This is a genomic window from Gilliamella sp. Choc5-1 (assembly GCF_001690595.1).
Taxonomy (GTDB): domain Bacteria; phylum Pseudomonadota; class Gammaproteobacteria; order Enterobacterales; family Orbaceae; genus Gilliamella; species Gilliamella apicola_M.
In genome coordinates, this window is record NZ_LZHH01000053.1 from 1 (window position 1) to 17,641 (window position 17,641).

Annotated in this window: 16 protein-coding genes and 1 pseudogene; 7 read left to right on the forward strand and 10 right to left on the reverse strand. The window is 34.1% G+C overall.

The window, feature by feature from the left end:
• The 6 genes and pseudogenes from A9G35_RS13850 to sucC all read right to left on the reverse strand — a co-directional run.
• A pseudogene (locus tag A9G35_RS13850) lies at positions 1 to 712 on the reverse strand (transposase); the annotation flags it as partial.
• 117 nt (positions 713 to 829) lie between these two features.
• Complete coding sequence (locus tag A9G35_RS13110) at positions 830 to 940, reverse strand: cytochrome bd oxidase small subunit, CydX/CbdX family (protein WP_141673775.1); 111 nt, start codon at positions 938 to 940, stop codon at positions 830 to 832.
• Positions 941 to 949: 9 nt separating this feature from the next.
• A complete protein-coding gene (cydB, locus tag A9G35_RS04680) occupies positions 950 to 2,086 on the reverse strand; it encodes a cytochrome d ubiquinol oxidase subunit II (protein ID WP_065635881.1) in 1,137 nt (378 codons plus the stop codon).
• 21 nt (positions 2,087 to 2,107) lie between these two features.
• Positions 2,108 to 3,679 carry a cytochrome ubiquinol oxidase subunit I gene (locus A9G35_RS04685; RefSeq protein ID WP_065635882.1) on the reverse strand — a complete coding sequence of 524 codons (1,572 nt, stop codon included), beginning with the start codon at positions 3,677 to 3,679 and terminating at the stop codon, positions 2,108 to 2,110.
• Positions 3,680 to 3,776: 97 nt separating this feature from the next.
• Positions 3,777 to 4,649, reverse strand: coding sequence for a succinate--CoA ligase subunit alpha (gene sucD, locus A9G35_RS04690; protein WP_065635883.1), 873 nt, complete (start codon positions 4,647 to 4,649; stop codon positions 3,777 to 3,779).
• A 27-nt stretch (positions 4,650 to 4,676) separates the two neighbouring features.
• Positions 4,677 to 5,846, reverse strand: a complete 1,170-nt coding sequence (sucC, locus tag A9G35_RS04695) for an ADP-forming succinate--CoA ligase subunit beta (RefSeq protein ID WP_065635884.1) — start codon at positions 5,844 to 5,846, stop codon at positions 4,677 to 4,679.
• A 177-nt stretch (positions 5,847 to 6,023) separates the two neighbouring features.
• On the opposite strand from sucC, the gene fldA reads away from it, so the two are divergent.
• From fldA to cls, 5 genes are all read left to right on the forward strand, one after another.
• On the forward strand, positions 6,024 to 6,536 hold the full coding sequence (fldA, locus tag A9G35_RS04700) for a flavodoxin FldA (RefSeq protein ID WP_065635885.1): 513 nt from the start codon (positions 6,024 to 6,026) through the stop codon (positions 6,534 to 6,536).
• A 78-nt stretch (positions 6,537 to 6,614) separates the two neighbouring features.
• Positions 6,615 to 7,073 (forward strand): ferric iron uptake transcriptional regulator, encoded by a 459-nt coding sequence (fur, locus tag A9G35_RS04705; RefSeq protein WP_065635886.1) that lies wholly within the window; start codon positions 6,615 to 6,617, stop codon positions 7,071 to 7,073.
• 69 nt (positions 7,074 to 7,142) lie between these two features.
• The gene (locus A9G35_RS04710) at positions 7,143 to 7,685 is read left to right on the forward strand and encodes an inner membrane-spanning protein YciB (protein WP_065635887.1); all 543 of its coding nucleotides are present in this window, start codon (positions 7,143 to 7,145) and stop codon (positions 7,683 to 7,685) included.
• A gap of 24 nt (positions 7,686 to 7,709) precedes the next feature.
• Positions 7,710 to 8,165, forward strand: coding sequence for an acyl-CoA thioester hydrolase YciA (yciA, locus tag A9G35_RS04715; RefSeq protein WP_065635888.1), 456 nt, complete (start codon positions 7,710 to 7,712; stop codon positions 8,163 to 8,165).
• A gap of 6 nt (positions 8,166 to 8,171) precedes the next feature.
• Positions 8,172 to 9,635 (forward strand): cardiolipin synthase, encoded by a 1,464-nt coding sequence (gene cls / locus A9G35_RS04720; protein WP_065635889.1) that lies wholly within the window; start codon positions 8,172 to 8,174, stop codon positions 9,633 to 9,635.
• Positions 9,636 to 9,693: 58 nt separating this feature from the next.
• On the opposite strand, the gene cpdA is transcribed toward cls, so the two are convergent.
• Positions 9,694 to 10,524, reverse strand: a complete 831-nt coding sequence (cpdA, locus tag A9G35_RS04725; RefSeq protein ID WP_065635890.1) for a 3',5'-cyclic-AMP phosphodiesterase — start codon at positions 10,522 to 10,524, stop codon at positions 9,694 to 9,696.
• Between the two features lie 168 nt (positions 10,525 to 10,692).
• Positions 10,693 to 11,322 carry an ADP-ribose diphosphatase gene (nudF, locus tag A9G35_RS04730; RefSeq protein WP_065635891.1) on the reverse strand — a complete coding sequence of 210 codons (630 nt, stop codon included), beginning with the start codon at positions 11,320 to 11,322 and terminating at the stop codon, positions 10,693 to 10,695.
• A gap of 138 nt (positions 11,323 to 11,460) precedes the next feature.
• Here nudF and tolC point away from each other — a divergent pair, with 138 nt between their 5' ends.
• A complete protein-coding gene (gene tolC / locus A9G35_RS04735) occupies positions 11,461 to 12,807 on the forward strand; it encodes an outer membrane channel protein TolC (protein WP_065635892.1) in 1,347 nt (448 codons plus the stop codon).
• A gap of 272 nt (positions 12,808 to 13,079) precedes the next feature.
• On the opposite strand, the gene metG is transcribed toward tolC, so the two are convergent.
• Positions 13,080 to 15,107: a methionine--tRNA ligase gene (metG, locus tag A9G35_RS04740; protein WP_065635893.1), complete on the reverse strand. Its 2,028-nt coding sequence runs from the start codon at positions 15,105 to 15,107 to the stop codon at positions 13,080 to 13,082.
• Between the two features lie 249 nt (positions 15,108 to 15,356).
• Here metG and apbC point away from each other — a divergent pair, with 249 nt between their 5' ends.
• Positions 15,357 to 16,430 (forward strand): iron-sulfur cluster carrier protein ApbC, encoded by a 1,074-nt coding sequence (gene apbC / locus A9G35_RS04745; protein ID WP_065635894.1) that lies wholly within the window; start codon positions 15,357 to 15,359, stop codon positions 16,428 to 16,430.
• A gap of 137 nt (positions 16,431 to 16,567) precedes the next feature.
• Here apbC and A9G35_RS04750 read toward each other — a convergent pair whose 3' ends face one another.
• Positions 16,568 to 17,308 carry an acid phosphatase gene (locus A9G35_RS04750; RefSeq protein ID WP_065635895.1) on the reverse strand — a complete coding sequence of 247 codons (741 nt, stop codon included), beginning with the start codon at positions 17,306 to 17,308 and terminating at the stop codon, positions 16,568 to 16,570.
• Positions 17,309 to 17,641: the final 333 nt, after the last annotated feature.

Below are 17,641 nucleotides of genomic sequence, written 5' to 3' on the forward strand. Positions count from 1 at the left end.
AAATTATGTTTGCCATCAACCGTTCGATGCTCTAAGTAGAAGAACCCTTTAGGCTTACCTTCCCGATGCATAAAGCCACTATCCGGATCGGTTGTACTGACTTTGACATCCTTATATTTCTCTACCGTCGATGGCTTTAAGGCTTTTTTCCGTTTAATTCTCTTTCTTCGTTGATGGCTTGATTAAGCGCATCAATATATTGACTGTGCTCAACAATACGCTGCTCATTACGTGACTTGCCTTTATTGGCATTTGCTTTTAGGTGAGTACTGTCCGTATATAAAACCCGACCACTTATCAACCCTTTGGCAATGGCCTGCTCAACAATATTATCAAAAATCTGTTGATAGATTTCACTGTCATTAAAACGACGGCGACGATTTTGGCTAAGTGTTGAGGCGTCAATCACTTTTTCGGTTAATCCCATTCCCAGAAACCAGCGGTAAGCTAAATTGACCTGAATTTCCTGAACCAGACGACGTTCACTGGGGATACCAAAAAGATACCCCAATAACATGATTTTAAACAGTCTGACCGGATCTTCTGCTGGACGACCATTATTAGGGCAATAAAGTGCTGCTACCGCTTCTCAAATAAATTCAAAATCAATGACTTTAGCTATTTTACTAACAAGATGATTTTGGGGGACAAGCGCATCTAGCGAGATTTGCTCTATTTTTTCGGGTGTCGCTGGAGTTGGTTTTTTTAGCATAGAAGAACTTCTCTTATAATGGACTCCTCTCTATTAGATCAAAGAACTCGCCAAAAAGCGAGCTCTTTGTCATCAATCTGAGGTGGCAAATAGCCACCTTTTCACTTTTAACTAATATTATTTATTTCTAGATTCTTTTTCACTACTGTCTCGTTCAACCCATAAGCCAACTACAACTGATAGCATACACGTAGCGATAAGTCCTATAAACCATAAAACGTAATACATAATAGTTCCTTAATAAAGAGAATGTTTATTATTTTCGATATGATTTTTATCAAGTCTTCCAAACATTTTTATATATGACCAAATAGTATAAAAGAGAACAATCGGTAAAAATATAAGAACAACAACAAACATAATATTAAGTGTTAATTGACTTGATGATGCATCCCATATTGTCAAACTTGCATTTGGCATAATGCTTGAAGGTATAATAAATGGAAAAGTTGCAATACCATAAGTAAATAGAACACAAGCAATTGTTAATATTGATGAAATAAATACTAATGCATTTTTATTTGCACTAGAAAAAACAATGGTTAATAGTGGTAATACAACACCTAAAGCTGGTACTATCCATAAAATAGGATAATTCATATAGTTAGTTAACCACGATGCATCTGTAGATACAGTTTTAGCTAATGGATTAGATGCTGCATTATGATCAATTACGCTAGTAACCTCATAGCCATGAATACCAAACACCACCCAAACACCCGCTAAAACGAATGCAATTAACATAATTAAATTAGCAATTTGTGTAGCCTTTCTTGCTCTTAAATAAAGTTCACCTGATGTTTTCATTTGTAACCATGCCCCACCATGAGCTACAAATAACATTAGGCTCACAACACCAGTCAATAGCGCAAAAGGGTTAAGTAATCCAAAAAAGTTGCCATCATAAAAGACTCGATAAAAGTTATCAAATCTAAATGGAACACCTTGTAATAAATTACCAAAAGCAACCCCAAAAACCAGTGCTGGCACAAAACTACCTGCAAAAATACCTGCATCCCATAACTTTCGCCACTTAGAATTCTCTAGTTTACTGCGATAATCAAAACCAATTGGCCTAAAAAATAATGCACAAAGCACCAAAATCATCGCTATATAAAACCCAGAAAAGGACACTGCATATGCATCTGGCCATGCTGCAAAGATTCCTGCTCCTGCGGTAATTAACCAAACTTGGTTACCATCCCAATGAGGAGCAATTGCATTTATCATAATTCGACGTTCAGTGTCAGTTTTACCAATAAACGGTAATAAAATACCCACGCCCATATCAAACCCATCTGTGACAACAAAACCGATTAAAACAACACTAATCAGTAGCCACCAGATGACGCGTACAATTTCGTAATCAATCATTGTGTATACTCCCCCTATGCTTTATTCTGTTAGCTGTTGCGTTTTTTCATAATGATAGTTGCCTGTGGCCAAAGAACTTGGCCCTAAGCGAGCAAACTTAAACATCAAGAACATTTCTGCAACCAAGAACAGCGTGTAAAGCCCACAAATAAGTATCATAGTAAATAACACTTCACCTGGAGTTAAGGAAGAATTCGCAACCCCTGTTGGTAAAATATCTTGTATTGCCCACGGTTGACGGCCATATTCCGCCACAAACCAACCACACTCACAAGCTAGCCATGGCAAAGGTAAAAATAAAATCAATAAACGACATAACCAGCGTTTTTCACCGATTTTGTTTTTATAAGTAGTCCACAAAGCGATACCTGTTCCCAAAATCATTAACAAACCACAACCAACCATGCATCTAAATACCCAAAATAATGGCCAAACAGCAGGAATTGAATCTTCTGTCGCAGCTTTGATATGTTCTTCCGTTGCTTGGGGAATAGTCAAATTATCCCGATCAGTGAAACGTTTAACTAAATAACCATAGCCTAAATCAGATTTATTATCCTCGAATGCTTTAAGAACTGTTGGATCTTGATTTCCTTGTTGGATTTTTTCTAAATTCGTATAAGCTAAAATACCATTACGAATTCTGGTTTCGTTATTCTTTAATATGTCTTTTAACCCTGTCACTTGAGTATCAAGTGAACGTGTAGTCATTATACCCATTGCATATGGAATCTCTATTGCAAATAAATTTTCCTTATTTTTTTGCGATGGGAAAGCGATAACATTAAATGATGCAGGTGCAGGTTGAGTTTCCCATTCCGCTTCAATAGCTGCAAGTTTAGCAGGTTGAACCGTTGTCATCTCGTGACCAGCTTCATCCCCCATAATTGCAACAGCAATTGACATGATAAAACCAAATGTAGCAGCCACAGCAAAAGAACGTTTTGCAAATCCAATATCACGTTTTTTTAGCAAATAGTAAGAACTAATACTTAATACAAAAATCGCACCAGTCAAATAACCTGCGGTTACAGTATGAACAAATTTATATTGGGCAACTGAATTAGTAATCAGCTCATAAAAGTTAGCCATTTCCATACGAGAATTGAGCGGGTTAAACTCAGAACCAATAGGAAATTGCATCCAACCATTAGCAACTAATATCCAAAGTGCCGATAGATTTGAACCAAATGCGACACACCATGTAACCATCAAGTGCTTACCACGGCTTAATCTATCCCAACCAAAAAAGAATAAACCAACCATCGTTGATTCAAGGAAGAAAGCCATTAAACCTTCAATCGCTAATGGCGCACCAAAAATATCCCCGACATAATGCGAGTAATAAGACCAATTGGTACCAAATTGAAACTCCATAGTTAAACCGGTTGCTACCCCAACAGCAAAGTTGATAGCAAATAGTTTTCCCCAGAATTTTGTCATATCTTTCCAGACTTGCTTACCACTAACAACATATACAGTTTCCATAATTGCTAACATAAACGCCAAACCTAGCGTTAATGGCACAAAAATAAAATGATACATTGCAGTAAGTGCAAACTGGAGGCGTGAAAGTTCTACTATATCTAACATAAGCGCTCCCTAATCCTTAAATGCTCACAAATTTTTACGTTATTACTATCCATTATACACTCATAATGGCAGAATAAAATTGATATACGTCAAAAAACTACATCTTTATTTGTTTTTTTACCGCATCAGCAATATCTGTAAGACTTTTTACAACCGTAATTCCTGCAGCTTGCAAGATTTTTGATTTTTCTGATGCTGTGCCTTTATTTCCTGAAATAATTGCACCGGCATGCCCCATACGCTTTCCAGATGGGGCAGAAAGTCCCGCAATATAGGCAATAACAGGTTTAGTCACATGTTTTTTAATATATTCAGCAGCTTCTTCTTCAGCTGAACCACCAATTTCACCGATCATAACAATAACTTCAGTCTTAGAGTCTTGTTCAAGTAACGATAAAATAGAAATAAAATCACTGCCAGGTATAGGATCACCACCAATACCAACACATACTGATTGTCCTAAACCAATATCTGTTGTTTGTTTCACTGCCTCATAAGTTAATGTACCTGAACGTGAAACAATCCCCACTTTCCCAGCTAGGTGAATATGCCCAGGCATGATACCTATTTTACATTCATCAGGAACAATAATACCTGGACAATTTGGCCCAATCATTATGACGTCTTTTTGTTGTAATTTTTCTTTAACTATAAGCATATCTAAAGTTGGGATACCTTCAGTGATACAGACAATTAATTTAATACCTGCATCAATCGCCTCTAAAATAGAATCTTTACCAAATGCTGCTGGCACATAAATAACACTTGCTGTTGCACCTGTAGCTATAACAGCTTCTTTAACAGTGTTAAAGACCGGTAGACCTAAATGGGTTGTACCACCTTTGCCTGGCGTTACACCACCGACTAGCTTAGTACCATAAGCAAGCGCTTGCTGTGAATGAAAAGTTCCTTGACTACCTGTAAATCCTTGGCAAATAACTTTGGTTTCTTTATTAACTAAAATTGACATAATAACTATTCTCCATGCGCCCTATTATTAAACAACAGCAACGATTTTTTGGGCCGCATCTATTAAACTTTCGGCAGTAATAATATTTAATTCACTTTTAGCGAGAATTTCTCTAGCAAGTACAGCGTTATTACCTTCAAGACGAACAACAACAGGAACGGTAAGACCAATTTCTTTAATTGCACTAATAATTCCATCAGCAATTAAATCACAACGAACAATACCACCAAAAATATTAACTAAAATCGCTTTCACATTTTTGTCGGATAATATCAACTTAAATGCCTCTGCAACACGTTCTTTTGTTGTCCCACCACCAACATCCAAAAAGTTAGCAGGTTCCCCACCATGCAGTTTAATAATATCCATAGTCGCCATCGCAAGACCCGCACCATTAACCATACAACCAATATTGCCATTTAATGATACATAGCTAATGCCTTGTTTTGCCGCTATTGATTCGCGTTCATCTTCTTGCGTTGTATCTCTTAAAATATTTAAGTTAGGATGTCTAAAAATAGCATTATCATCTAAAACCACTTTTGCATCTAAACAAATAAGCTCATCTGAATCAGTAATCACTAATGGATTAACTTCGGCTAATGAAACATCATTTTCTAAAAACAGCTTTGCAAAATTCACAAATAGCTTTGTGAATTGGTTTACTAATTTCCCAGTCAAACCTAATTTAAATGCAAGCTCACGGCCTTGATAAGCACAAGCTCCTGTTAAAGGATCAAGAGAGGTTTTATAAATTAAGTGAGGCGACTTTTCAGCAACACTTTCAATGTCAACACCGCCTTCTGTCGAAGCCATAATTACAACACGCTTAGAACTACGATCAACCACTGCTCCCAAATATAATTCTTTATGAATATTAGACGCTTTTTCAATTAATATCTTGTTAACTGGCTGGCCTTTCTCGGTTGTTTGATAAGTAACTAAATATTGTCCTAGCCATTTTTCAGCAAATTGCTTTATTTCGCCATAATTTTGAGTACAAATAACGCCACCTGCTTTACCTCGTCCTCCTGCATGAACCTGGCATTTAGCCACCCAAAAACCTAAATCAGTCTGTGAAGATAGCTCAGCTAATATATCTTCTACTTCACCAATTGAGTTACAAACGTACCCTTCTGGTACGGGTAAATTATATTGTTTAAAAAGACATTTAGATTGATATTCATGCAAGTTCATAAACGAATTCCACAGCCTAAGTTAACATAAAATAGGCAGCAATTTTAATTCAACATAAATAAATTGTATAGCAAATAATAAGTTATGTTTAGCGTAAGTTAGGATTATTGCTGATAGTTAGTGACAATGATATACTTCTAAAAATATCTTAATATCGTAAATAGTAAAGGTAAAAATATGAAACAAGTTGGTATCTTTTTTGGTAGTGATACAGGTAATACAGAAAATGTTGCAAAGCAAATTCAGCTAGCTTTAGGTAATGATAAAGCTGACATTTTTGATATTGCCAAAACCACTAAAGAAGACATTGAGCAATACAATTATTTATTTTTTGGAATTCCAACTTGGTACTATGGTGAATCACAAGCTGACTGGGACGATTTTTTTCCTAATTTAGAAAAAGTTGACTTTAACGGTAAAATAGTAGCTATTTTTGGCTGTGGAGATCAAGAAGACTATGCCGAATATTTCTGTGACGCTATGGGCACGCTTCGTGATATTATCGAACCTAAAGGGGCAAAAATTGTTGGGCATTGGCCAACTGAAGGCTATAGTTTCGAAGCATCAAAAAGCTTGGTGGACGATGCACATTTTATTGGTTTAGCGATTGACGAAGATCGCCAACCAGAATTAACTGAAGAACGCATCAACAATTGGGTTAATCAAGTCAAAATAGAAATGAAAATTTAATCTATTAAAACGATTTCTTTTATTTACCATATATAGTTTCTATAATGAGTAAATATTTATAACTTAACGGGAAGTAATATGACAAATCATGATAATGATAATAATGCAGCGCTCAAAAGCGCGGGGTTAAAGGTTACGTTACCACGATTAAAAATTTTAGAATTATTACAAGATCCATCATGCCAACATATTACAGTAGAAGACCTTTATAAAAAACTACTTGATATGGGTGAAGAAATCGGGCTTGCAACCGTCTATCGTGTTTTGAATCAGTTTGATGATGCTGGAATTGTCACTCGTCATAACTTTGAAGGTGGCAAAGCAGTTTTTGAACTAGCTACACAGCAACATCACGATCACTTAATTTGTTTGGATTGTGGTGAAGTATTTGAGTTTCGTGATGATATTATTAATGCTAGACAAAAAGAAATTGCCGAACAATATGGTGTTAAACTCACTTTTCACAGTTTATATCTTTATGGGCATTGTCAATCTGGTAATTGTAAAGCTCATCCTGAACTTCATCACAAAAAATAAGCCTATTCCAATAGGCTTTTTGCTTATTTAGAATATGATAACTTACCTTTTTACTAGGTTAATACTCAAATGAAACAACTTTTAAACTTTATTCCTCTTGTGTTCTTTTTTGTTTTTTTAACAATGTACGATGTCTTTGTGGGCGTTCAAGCATTAATGATTGCAGCAACAGTATGCTTTCTTCTTATTCTTATTTTATATAGAAAAGTAGATAAAGTAGAGTTGATTTCTTATCTGATGATCATGGTTTTTGGTGGATTCACACTTTATATGCGTGATCCCAATATAATCAAATGGAAAGTCACTATTATTAATTTCTTATTTGCTATGGCTTTATTAGTTAGCCAATTTATTTTTAAGAAAAATTTACTTCAAAAAATGCTTGGAAAAGAAATACAGTTAGATATAAATATTTGGAATAAAATAAATTTATTATGGGTCTTCTTCTTTATATTATGTGGTACATTTAGTTTAGGTGCGACCTACTATACTACAGATAATTTCTTCTGGATATTTAAAGTATTTATTTTACCGGGTGCATCGTTACTATTATCGTTAATATCAGGTATCTATATCTACAAAAATATGAATAAAGATACAGACAATAAATAAATTGTAAAAATGGAGTATTTTAGCATGACACAAAATATAGCCCCTAAAGGTCAACTAGTGCTTAGAACCCTTGCAATGCCTGCAGATACCAATCCTCATGGGCACATTTTTGGTGGGTGGATTATGTCTCAAATGGATCTTGCTGGTGGTATTTTATCAAAAGAGATCGCAAGAAACCGAGTTGTAACAGTTAATGCTAGTAGTATTACATTTTACAAACCCGCAATGGTAGGAGATGTGGTTTGTTGTTACGCACAATGCATTAAAACAGGAAAAACATCTATCACCATTGGTATTGAAGTTTGGGTTAAAAAAGTCATTGATACATCTGATACTACTGAACGCTTTTGCATAACAGATGCTATATTTACTTATGTTTCAGTTGATAAGCATAATAATCCAAAACCATTACCAGAAGTTTTCCAAAATTATGATTGCACCAAAGATCCGATTACTAAATTAAACTTAACTAATAGTTAACTAAGTATGCAATTTACCTCATTCCATGCTTTAATCAGCACATTGATCTTTCTTGTCTATTGGTTGATCATTGTTGCAACAACACTACGAATTGTCTTCAAACGAAGGCCAACAACTTATGTTATTGCATGGATGTTAGTCATTTATATTTTACCACTTGTTGGAGTGTTCCTTTATTTTGCCTTAGGTGAAGCTCACTTAGGTCAACAGCGCGTTAAACGGGCGCAAAAAATGCGCCCAACTATTTCAAAGTTTATTAATCGCCTAAGCGAATTTTCTGATATTTTCACTAGCAATGTTAGCCAAGTAAGTAAACCGATTTTTCAACTTTGTAAACACCAAACTGGCCTTGATGGAATCAATGGTAATCATATTGAACTACTAAGCGAAACTAACGAAATTTTTGACCGTTTAATTGACGATATAAATAAAGCGACATCAAATATCGAAATGGTATTTTATATCTGGAATGAAGGTGGTCGAGCTGATGATGTTGAGCAAGCACTAATACAAGCAGCTAAACGAGGTGTAACTTGTCGATTAATGGTTGATTCTGCAGGTAGTAGACATTTTATAAAAACTGATGCCAATAAAAGAATACGCGATGCAGGTATTATCATTGTCGAAGCATTAAAAGTAAACTTACTTCGATTTATGTTTAGAAGATTGGATTTACGCCAACACCGAAAAGTAGCCATTATCGACAACTACATATCTTATACTGGTAGCATGAATATTGTCGATCCTCGCTTTTTTAAACAAAATAAACATGTCGGTGAGTGGGTTGATATTATGGTCAGAATGAGTGGTCCTGTAACAACACTAATGAGCGCAATATATGCCAGTGATTGGGAGCTAGAAACAGGTAAACATCTAACTCTACCGAAAATAACTGAATTTGCTGAACCACCAGAAGATAAAAAACATATAATGCAATTAATAGCATCTGGTCCTGGTTATATGGAAAACATGATTCATCAAGTGTTGTTAACAGCAATTTACTCAGCACAAGAACAAATTATTTTTACAACACCTTATTTAGTACCGAGTGATGATATTTTACATGCTGTTTGCACCGCAGCCCAACGGGGAGTAGAAGTCATTATAATTGTTCCTAAAAATAATGACTCACTAATGGTCAAATGGGCAAGTCGAGCCTTTTTTTCTGAATTATTAAATGGCGGTGTAAAACTTTATCAATTTAATGATAACTTATTACACACCAAAAGCGTCTTAATCGACAATCAGTTAAGTCTTGTTGGTACCGTTAATTTAGACATGCGTAGCTTATGGCTTAATTTTGAGATTACAACTGTGATCGATGATGTAGAATTTGCTAAATCGCTGTCAGGACTCTTAAAAAAATATCTATCTAACTCAGATAAAGTAAAAACTGAAGAATGGATGCAACGCCCAATTTGGCAACACATAGTTGAACGGCTGTTTTATTTTTTTGCACCATTACTATAATTGGTGCTCAAATCTTAAGTTCGCATTTCCTTTTTAGCACTAGCTAACTTATTAATTACTAGTAGCCATTTTGAGAAACATCTGGTAAAAACTGATTATCAGTTAATCGATACACATCACTCTCAATAGAGCCATCAGTATTAAGTGTAATTTCTCGCCAACCTGGAGCATCTTCACTTGATAATTGAAAATCATAACATTCGGGTTTAAATTGAAAACAAGTTGAAGGCGTTGCAAATGCCTTGCAATGATGCCAAACATAATCTTGTTTTTGATGAATATGTCCCCAACCAATTCCCTTTATATTAAAATGTTTTTGAATAATTTTCTCAAGTTGGTCTCTATTTTTTAAGATATGCTGATCTAACCAATGACAACCAGAATTAATAGGATGATGATGTAAAAAAACTAATACATTTCTAGAAGAATATTCAGTCAAAACATTATGCAAAAAATCAAGCTCAGATTCTGGTAAAAAACCATAAGCCTGCCCTACAACTTGGCTATTTAACAAAACAATTAACCATTTACTTCCTAGCTGTACTATTTTGTTATCAGCAAGTTGGTAATTTGCAAAAACATCTTGCATATAAGTATAGTTATCATGATTACCAGCCAACCATACACAAGGCGTATTAAACTTATTTATTTGCTTAGCAAAACGAGCATAAGCTTTTTTAGAACCATCCTGCACAAAATCACCACTTGCCACAATCAAATCAAACTTCTTATTACTACGTTCAATTTCATTAATAACTGATAAAAAGCTAGCATTAGAATTAACGCCTAGCAACGAGCTATTATCATCAGAAAAAAGATGAGTATCAGTTATATGTAATATTTTACCGTAATTTTTATTCAAAATTGGAAGTTTTAAAAATGACTCCAAAATTTACCTCAATTATTTATCAATCTATAATTATGGTTAATAATGTCAGCAACAAAATAAGCATTGTGACTGGGAAAATAATTTTTATTATAAATCCTAGTGTTATATTAAATTGTAAAATAGATCACACTTTTATGAAAGAAATAATTAAATCTATTTATTAAAAACCTATTCCCATTCTTTTTTTAATAACTCATGATTAAGCTCTAACCATTGAAGCGCAATAATGGATGCTGCATTATTAATAACTCCATCTTCTATCCATTGAAAAGCTTGAGAGCGACTTACAACATGAACTTTAATATCTTCATTTTCTTCTGCTAACCCATGAATGCCTTTAGCTGTTGATGAATCGACTTCACCTACCAAAATATGCAATTGTTCAGTCAAACCTCCTGGTGATGCTAAATAACTGATTATAGGTTTACATCGACCAACAGTAACTCCTGCTTCCTCCATAGCTTCTCGCCTTGCTACATCTTCATATGATTCATTTTTATGATCCATCATGCCAGCAATAAGTTCTAACATCCAAGGACTACTTTGAGTTTCAATAGCTGCAATTCGAATTTGTTCAATTAATACAAGTTTATCACGTTTTGCATCATAAGCTAAAAGCACAACTGCATGACCTCGTTCCAAAATTTCACGAGTAACAACCTCGCTCATTGAACCATCAAATTTACGATATTGAAAACGGTATTCAAATAAAGAAAAAAAACCTTTATACAAGATTCTCTTAGTCAAATTAACTACATCATTTTTATCAAAATGGACTGGATTGCTTTTAATTTTCATATAAAACCCCAAATTTAAATTGAATTTGAATAAAAAGTGCGAATAGAGATAAACTATGCTTACTATATGCTAATTATCTGTTAAAATTAAGACATTAAAAATACTACTATATTTTAATGATTTTTAAAGAGAAGATTGATGAAAAAAACTTTAACTTTTTTAGTTGGCTTAATGTTAAGCCAATCTGTCTTTGCTGAAAATTTAATACAAGTTTATGAACAAGCAAAAGAAACAAATCCAGATCTACGCAGTTCATTAGCTGAAAAAAACAAAGCGTATGCAGCAATTTCAGGCTCTAGAGCAAGTTTGCTACCGCAAATTGGTTTAAGTGCTTCTTATGGTGTCTCTCATGGCCGACGTGATACAAGTGGTATAAAATCTAAAAGTGGTAACTTATACCAAGTAGCAATATCGCAAAGCATTTTTAACTTCTCAAATTGGAAAGCTTTAGATATTACTAAAAAACAAGCAAGTATTGCAGATATTGCTTATCAATACCAAGGTCAAACATTAATCTTAAATACTTCTGTTGCTTATTTTAATGTGTTAAAAGCGATTGATGCATTAAGCTTTATTGATGCACAGAAAAAAGCAATTGGGCGCCAGTTAGAACAAACTCGTCAAAAATTCCAAGTCGGATTAGCAACAATTGAAGACGTACAAAATGCCCAAGCTAACCATGACTTAACTGTTGCACAACAAGTAAATGCATTAAATGAGCTAAATAATGCAATTGAAGATTTACGCCAAATAAGTGGTCGTTTTTATTCAAGTTTAGCAAGTATTAATACCAATACATTTAAAACTGAGCCGCCAACACAAATCAGTAAATTATTAAAAAAATCCGAAACATCTAATCTTAATTTATTAACAATGAGGTTAAATCAAGACATAGCGCGTGAACAAATCAAACTCTCACAAGCAGGTCATTTACCAACAGCAAGTTTAGATGCATCAACCAATTTAAATAAAACTGATAGATATGGTAACAACGTAGCACCTGGAGCACATGGTGGAAAATCTTATTCGGGGAATAACTATGTTGGCGTCAGTTTAAACCTACCTATATTTTCAGGTGGTGCAACAATGTCTAAAGTTGAACAAGCGCAACAAAATTACGTGAGCTTCAGCGAAAAACTAGAAAGCACCAATCGTAGAGTGATTAACCAAGTACGCTCATCGTACAACAATATTTCGTCATCTATTAGTGCAATCAAAGCTTATCAACAAGCTGTTGTTTCTGCACAAAGTTCATTAGAATCAACAAACGCTGGTTATCTAGCAGGAACACGAACAATTGTTGACGTATTAAATGCTACAACACAGCTGTACAGTTCAAAACAGCGCTTATCTGATGCAAAATATAATTATTTAACTAGCCTACTCCAATTAAAATATGCAGTAGGGACCTTAACCTCTGACGATTTAGTCTATCTAAACAACATGTTAGGAAAAGAAATTAGCACTTTAGTATCCATAAAATAATTATCGCATTAGTTATGTAATAAAAAAGGCGAAATAATCGCCTTTTTTATTATGTTTTAAATATAATTATCACTTGAAAACAAATTTAATTGTAGAAAATGCTGTTTATATTAATCTATATAAAGAATTAATATATTCTTCAAAAAGAAAAGGTTGGAAGATTTTGTAAATTAGAAAAATTAAGTGTTTTATATTTAAAAAAATGATTAGCTAAAACATCTTAACAAGTATATTAACTTGTTAAGATGTGACTTCTATAATAAAGGTATCAATTACGAAATTCGCATTCCTGGTTTAGCACCACTATCTGGTGATAGTAGGTACACACCTTCATCATCACCTTTACCACTCGCACAAAGCACCATACCTTCAGAAATACCAAAGCGCATTTTACGAGGAGCTAAGTTAGCAATCATAATAGTTAAACGCCCAATTAACACCTCTGGGTCAGGATAAAACTGCTTGATACCTGAAAACACATTACGGGTTTCGTCACCAATATCAAGCGTTAATTGAAGTAATTTATCGGATCCTTCAACAAAGCAAGCATGTTTAATTAAAGCAACGCGCATATCGACTTTAGCAAAATCATCAAAATTAATCGTGTCAGCGATAGGCTCTGCAACTTTAGGTTTTGCCGGTTGGGCTAATGCAGCTTGTTGTTTTGTTTCTTCAATCATGTTTGTAATTTTATCCATATCAATACGATTAAATAAAGCTTTAAACTGATTAATTTTATGACTTGTTAAAGCATTATCAATTTCATTCCATTCTAATTTGCTATTTAAAAATGCTTCTGTACGTTCAGCCAATGAAGGCACAATTGGTTTTAAATAGGTCATTAAGATGCGGAATAAGTGAATTCCCATTGAGCAAATATCTTGCAACACTTGATCTTGCCCTTCTTGTTTAGCAACCACCCAAGGTGCCTTTTCGTCAATATAGCGGTTAGCTTCGTCAGCAAGTGCCATAATTTCACGTATTGCCTTGCCTGATTCGCGTTGTTCAAAATAATCAGCAATCACTTTTGCTTTTTCAACAAACAAGGAATACAGTTCAGGCTCTGCCACTTTATCTGATAATTTGCCGCCAAAGCGTTTATAAATAAAACCAGCCGAACGCGAAGCAATATTAACAACTTTATTAACTAAATCACTATTTACACGTTGAACAAAGTCTTCTAAATTTAAGTCAATATCATCAATGTGTGACGACAATTTAGCCGCATAATAATAACGTAAACAATCAGGATCTAAATGTTTTAGATAGGTACTTGCTTGAATAAAAGTACCGCGTGATTTAGACATTTTTGCACCATCAACAGTCACATAACCATGTACAAAAATATTGGAAGGCTTGCGATATTCGCTACCTTCAAGCATTGCTGGCCAAAATAAGCTGTGGAAATAAACAATATCTTTACCAATGAAGTGATACAGTTCTGTATTTGAATTTTTGTCCCAAAACTCATCAAAAATTGGTTTATTTTGTTTATTACAGTAATTTAAGAAAGATCCCATATAACCAATTGGCGCATCTAACCAAACATAAAAATACTTACCTGGAGCATCGGGGATCTCAAATCCAAAATAAGGTGCATCACGGCTAATATCCCACGGCTGTAAGCCTGATTCAAACCACTCTTGCATTTTATTAGCAACTTGGTCTTGTAGTGTCCCTGAGCGAATCCACTCTTGTAACATATTTGAAAAAGCCGGAAGATCGAAAAAGAAATGTTCTGACTCTTTTAAAATTGGTGTCGCCCCCGAAACCACAGACTTAGGATTAATTAAATCAATCGGATTGTAAGTTGCACTACACACTTCACAGTTATCGCCATATTGATCTGGGGCTTTACAACGTGGACAAGTACCTTTTACAAAGCGATCTGGTAAAAACATCTGTTTTTCAGGATCAAATAGCTGTGAAATAACTTTAGTTTTAATATAACCATTCGCTTTCAAATGTTTATAAATTTGCTCTGATATCTCACGATTTTCTGGGCTATGGGTTGAATGGTAATTATCATAACTAATATTAAAGCCAGAAAAATCACGTTGATGTTCGGTTTTAACTTCACTAATCATTTGCTCTGGAGTAATCCCCAATTGCTGAGCCTTGAGCATAATTGGCGTGCCATGGGCATCATCAGCACAAATAAAATAGATCTCATTACCACGCATACGTTGATAGCGTACCCATACATCAGCTTGAATGTGTTCTAGCATATGACCTAAGTGAATTGCACCATTGGCATAAGGAAGTGCACAAGTCACCAATATTTTGCGTTGAGTTGTCATGTTGATTTATTACCCTTTTTTACATAATGGCAGAAATAGTACATCAATCGTGGGATTATCGCTAGATTTATGCCATAATTTGATAAAATTTATATACTCAATTCATATTTCAAACAGAAAATAATCATTTTTATGAGGGTAACCAATTTACTGTTTACCGCCTTATAATTTAAGGTATTTTACGCTTTTAATACAAGGTAATTGGAAATAAAACGAGTATAAATACTGAGGCATAAAGAGATAACCATAATGAACACTGAAGTAAAAAAAATTCTTGAAAATTTTATTCATTCAACTCTACAAAAAAATTTACTTGAACTCGAGGCAATAAAAAAATGCGAAATAGTTAATCACCACTTAACTATAAATTTAACAATGCCTTTCGCTTGGCAATCTACTTTTAAAGAATTGAAAAAAATAACCACTCCAAAATTGCTTAAACTTAACAGCGTTAATGAAGTTGACTGGCATATTGAATATAAAATTGCTACTTTAAAACGTGCTAATAACCAAAATGCCATTAATAATATAAAAAACATTATCGCGATAAGCTCAGGAAAAGGCGGTGTGGGTAAATCATCAACAGCGGTCAATCTTGCGCTAGCTTTACAAAAACAAGGCGCTAAAGTGGGGATTTTAGATGCAGATATTTATGGTCCCTCGATCCCAACCATGCTAGGTACAGAAAACCAGCAACCATTAACACCCGATAATAAACATATGACACCAATCATGGCATATGGGCTTGCTAGTAATTCCATTGGTTATTTGGTTGATCCTAATGGTGCCATGGTATGGCGTGGACCTATGGCAAGTAAAGCACTATTACAGATTTTACAAGATACGCTTTGGCCAGAACTCGACTATCTTGTCATTGATATGCCTCCAGGTACAGGGGATATCCAATTAACCCTAGCGCAAAACATTCCAGTTACTGCTGCTGTGATTATCACAACTCCTCAAGATATTGCTTTAATCGATGCAAAAAAAGGTATTACCATGTTTAATAAAGTAAACATACCAACACTAGGAATTATTGAAAACATGAGTTACCACATTTGCGAACATTGTGGACATCATGAGGCCATCTTTGGTGAAGGTGGTGCAAAACATTTAGCTGAGCAATATCAAACCAAATTGCTAGGGCAAATTCCACTTCAAAAAATGTTACGCCAAGATCTTGATACAGGAAAGCCCACTGTTATTAACCACCCTGATAGCGAATTTAGCCAACTTTATTATCAAATAGCAGGAAGTATTGCTAGTGAGTTATATTGGCAAGGTGAAGCTATTTTGCCTGATATCCCTTTTAAAACTATATAAATTTAAAATCGATATATTGGCTACTAAATATAATAGCCAATATATCAAGATGAAATTTAAATAATAATGTGTAAATAATCCAGCATTTTTCAATAAATAATTCAAATAATAATCAATATGACACCAATCAGTATCTACTATTTTAAATGACTAAACTCCTCCTTCGCCTTAATTAATTGTTGAGTAAATTCCGAGTTTGTATGTAGCTGAGCCACAACAGCCGCTGCCATAATCTTTGCAGCATCGACATCGCTTTGCCAATGATAACCACAAATCACCCTACTTTCGCCTATTTCATAACCACGCTTAAAAATTTCATTTTGTCTATCTGGATTGATTTCAGCAAGTACTAGCGAAATAGCAAATCCCATTGTAGTATGGCCTGATGGATAAGAGCCATTAGTTGATAATGTTTTTTCATCTTCTGGACGACAAGTTGGCTCATTAAAAAAAGAAAATGGTCTAACTCGATTATAAAAATTTTTAGCAGAACGAGTCGCCAGATCACCGGCATCTTCTTTCATCGTAGTAATGAGTTTATAAATCTCGGGAGTTGTAGTTATAGAAATTTCAGATCCAAAAGAGGAGGAAAACTGTTTGGCTATATTATCCTTACTAGAATCAGCATCTAAATAAGCTTGATGTCCTCGTTCAGAATTACGAAGTGACTTACCCCAATCGTACATCGCTTTATCCCTAAGAAAATCAACACTATTAAAAGAAGGAGGAGGAGGTAATAAAAATAAACTATTAGGCGATTGATTTTCTGTAAGGTAAAAATCTTGTGGATTAGTCGTCACATCTTTAATATTATTGGCATAAACATTTGTAGATATTAAAGCACACATAATAATACTGTTTACAAAGATTTTTTGCATATAAGTTTCCTTATTAAAAAGCACTATAATTCTCGGTAACCAACACCAACAACTTATGATAACTAACCTGCTTATTTAAATAGGTTAATTGTCCTATAAGATAACTAAGTAATAAATATTTCTTATTTTAAGCATATCAATGTGGTTATTTAACAACATTCACCAATTAATAGCTTAGTTAATCATAAAAATAATTTCTTTATTAATAAACAAACCAATTTTTTATATGTGATAACTATCACATTTATTTTTATTGAAATTTTTTGACTTATCATTGCTCACTAAATTGAGTAATCAAAAATTTTATTCATTGGATAAATCATCAAATCTAGC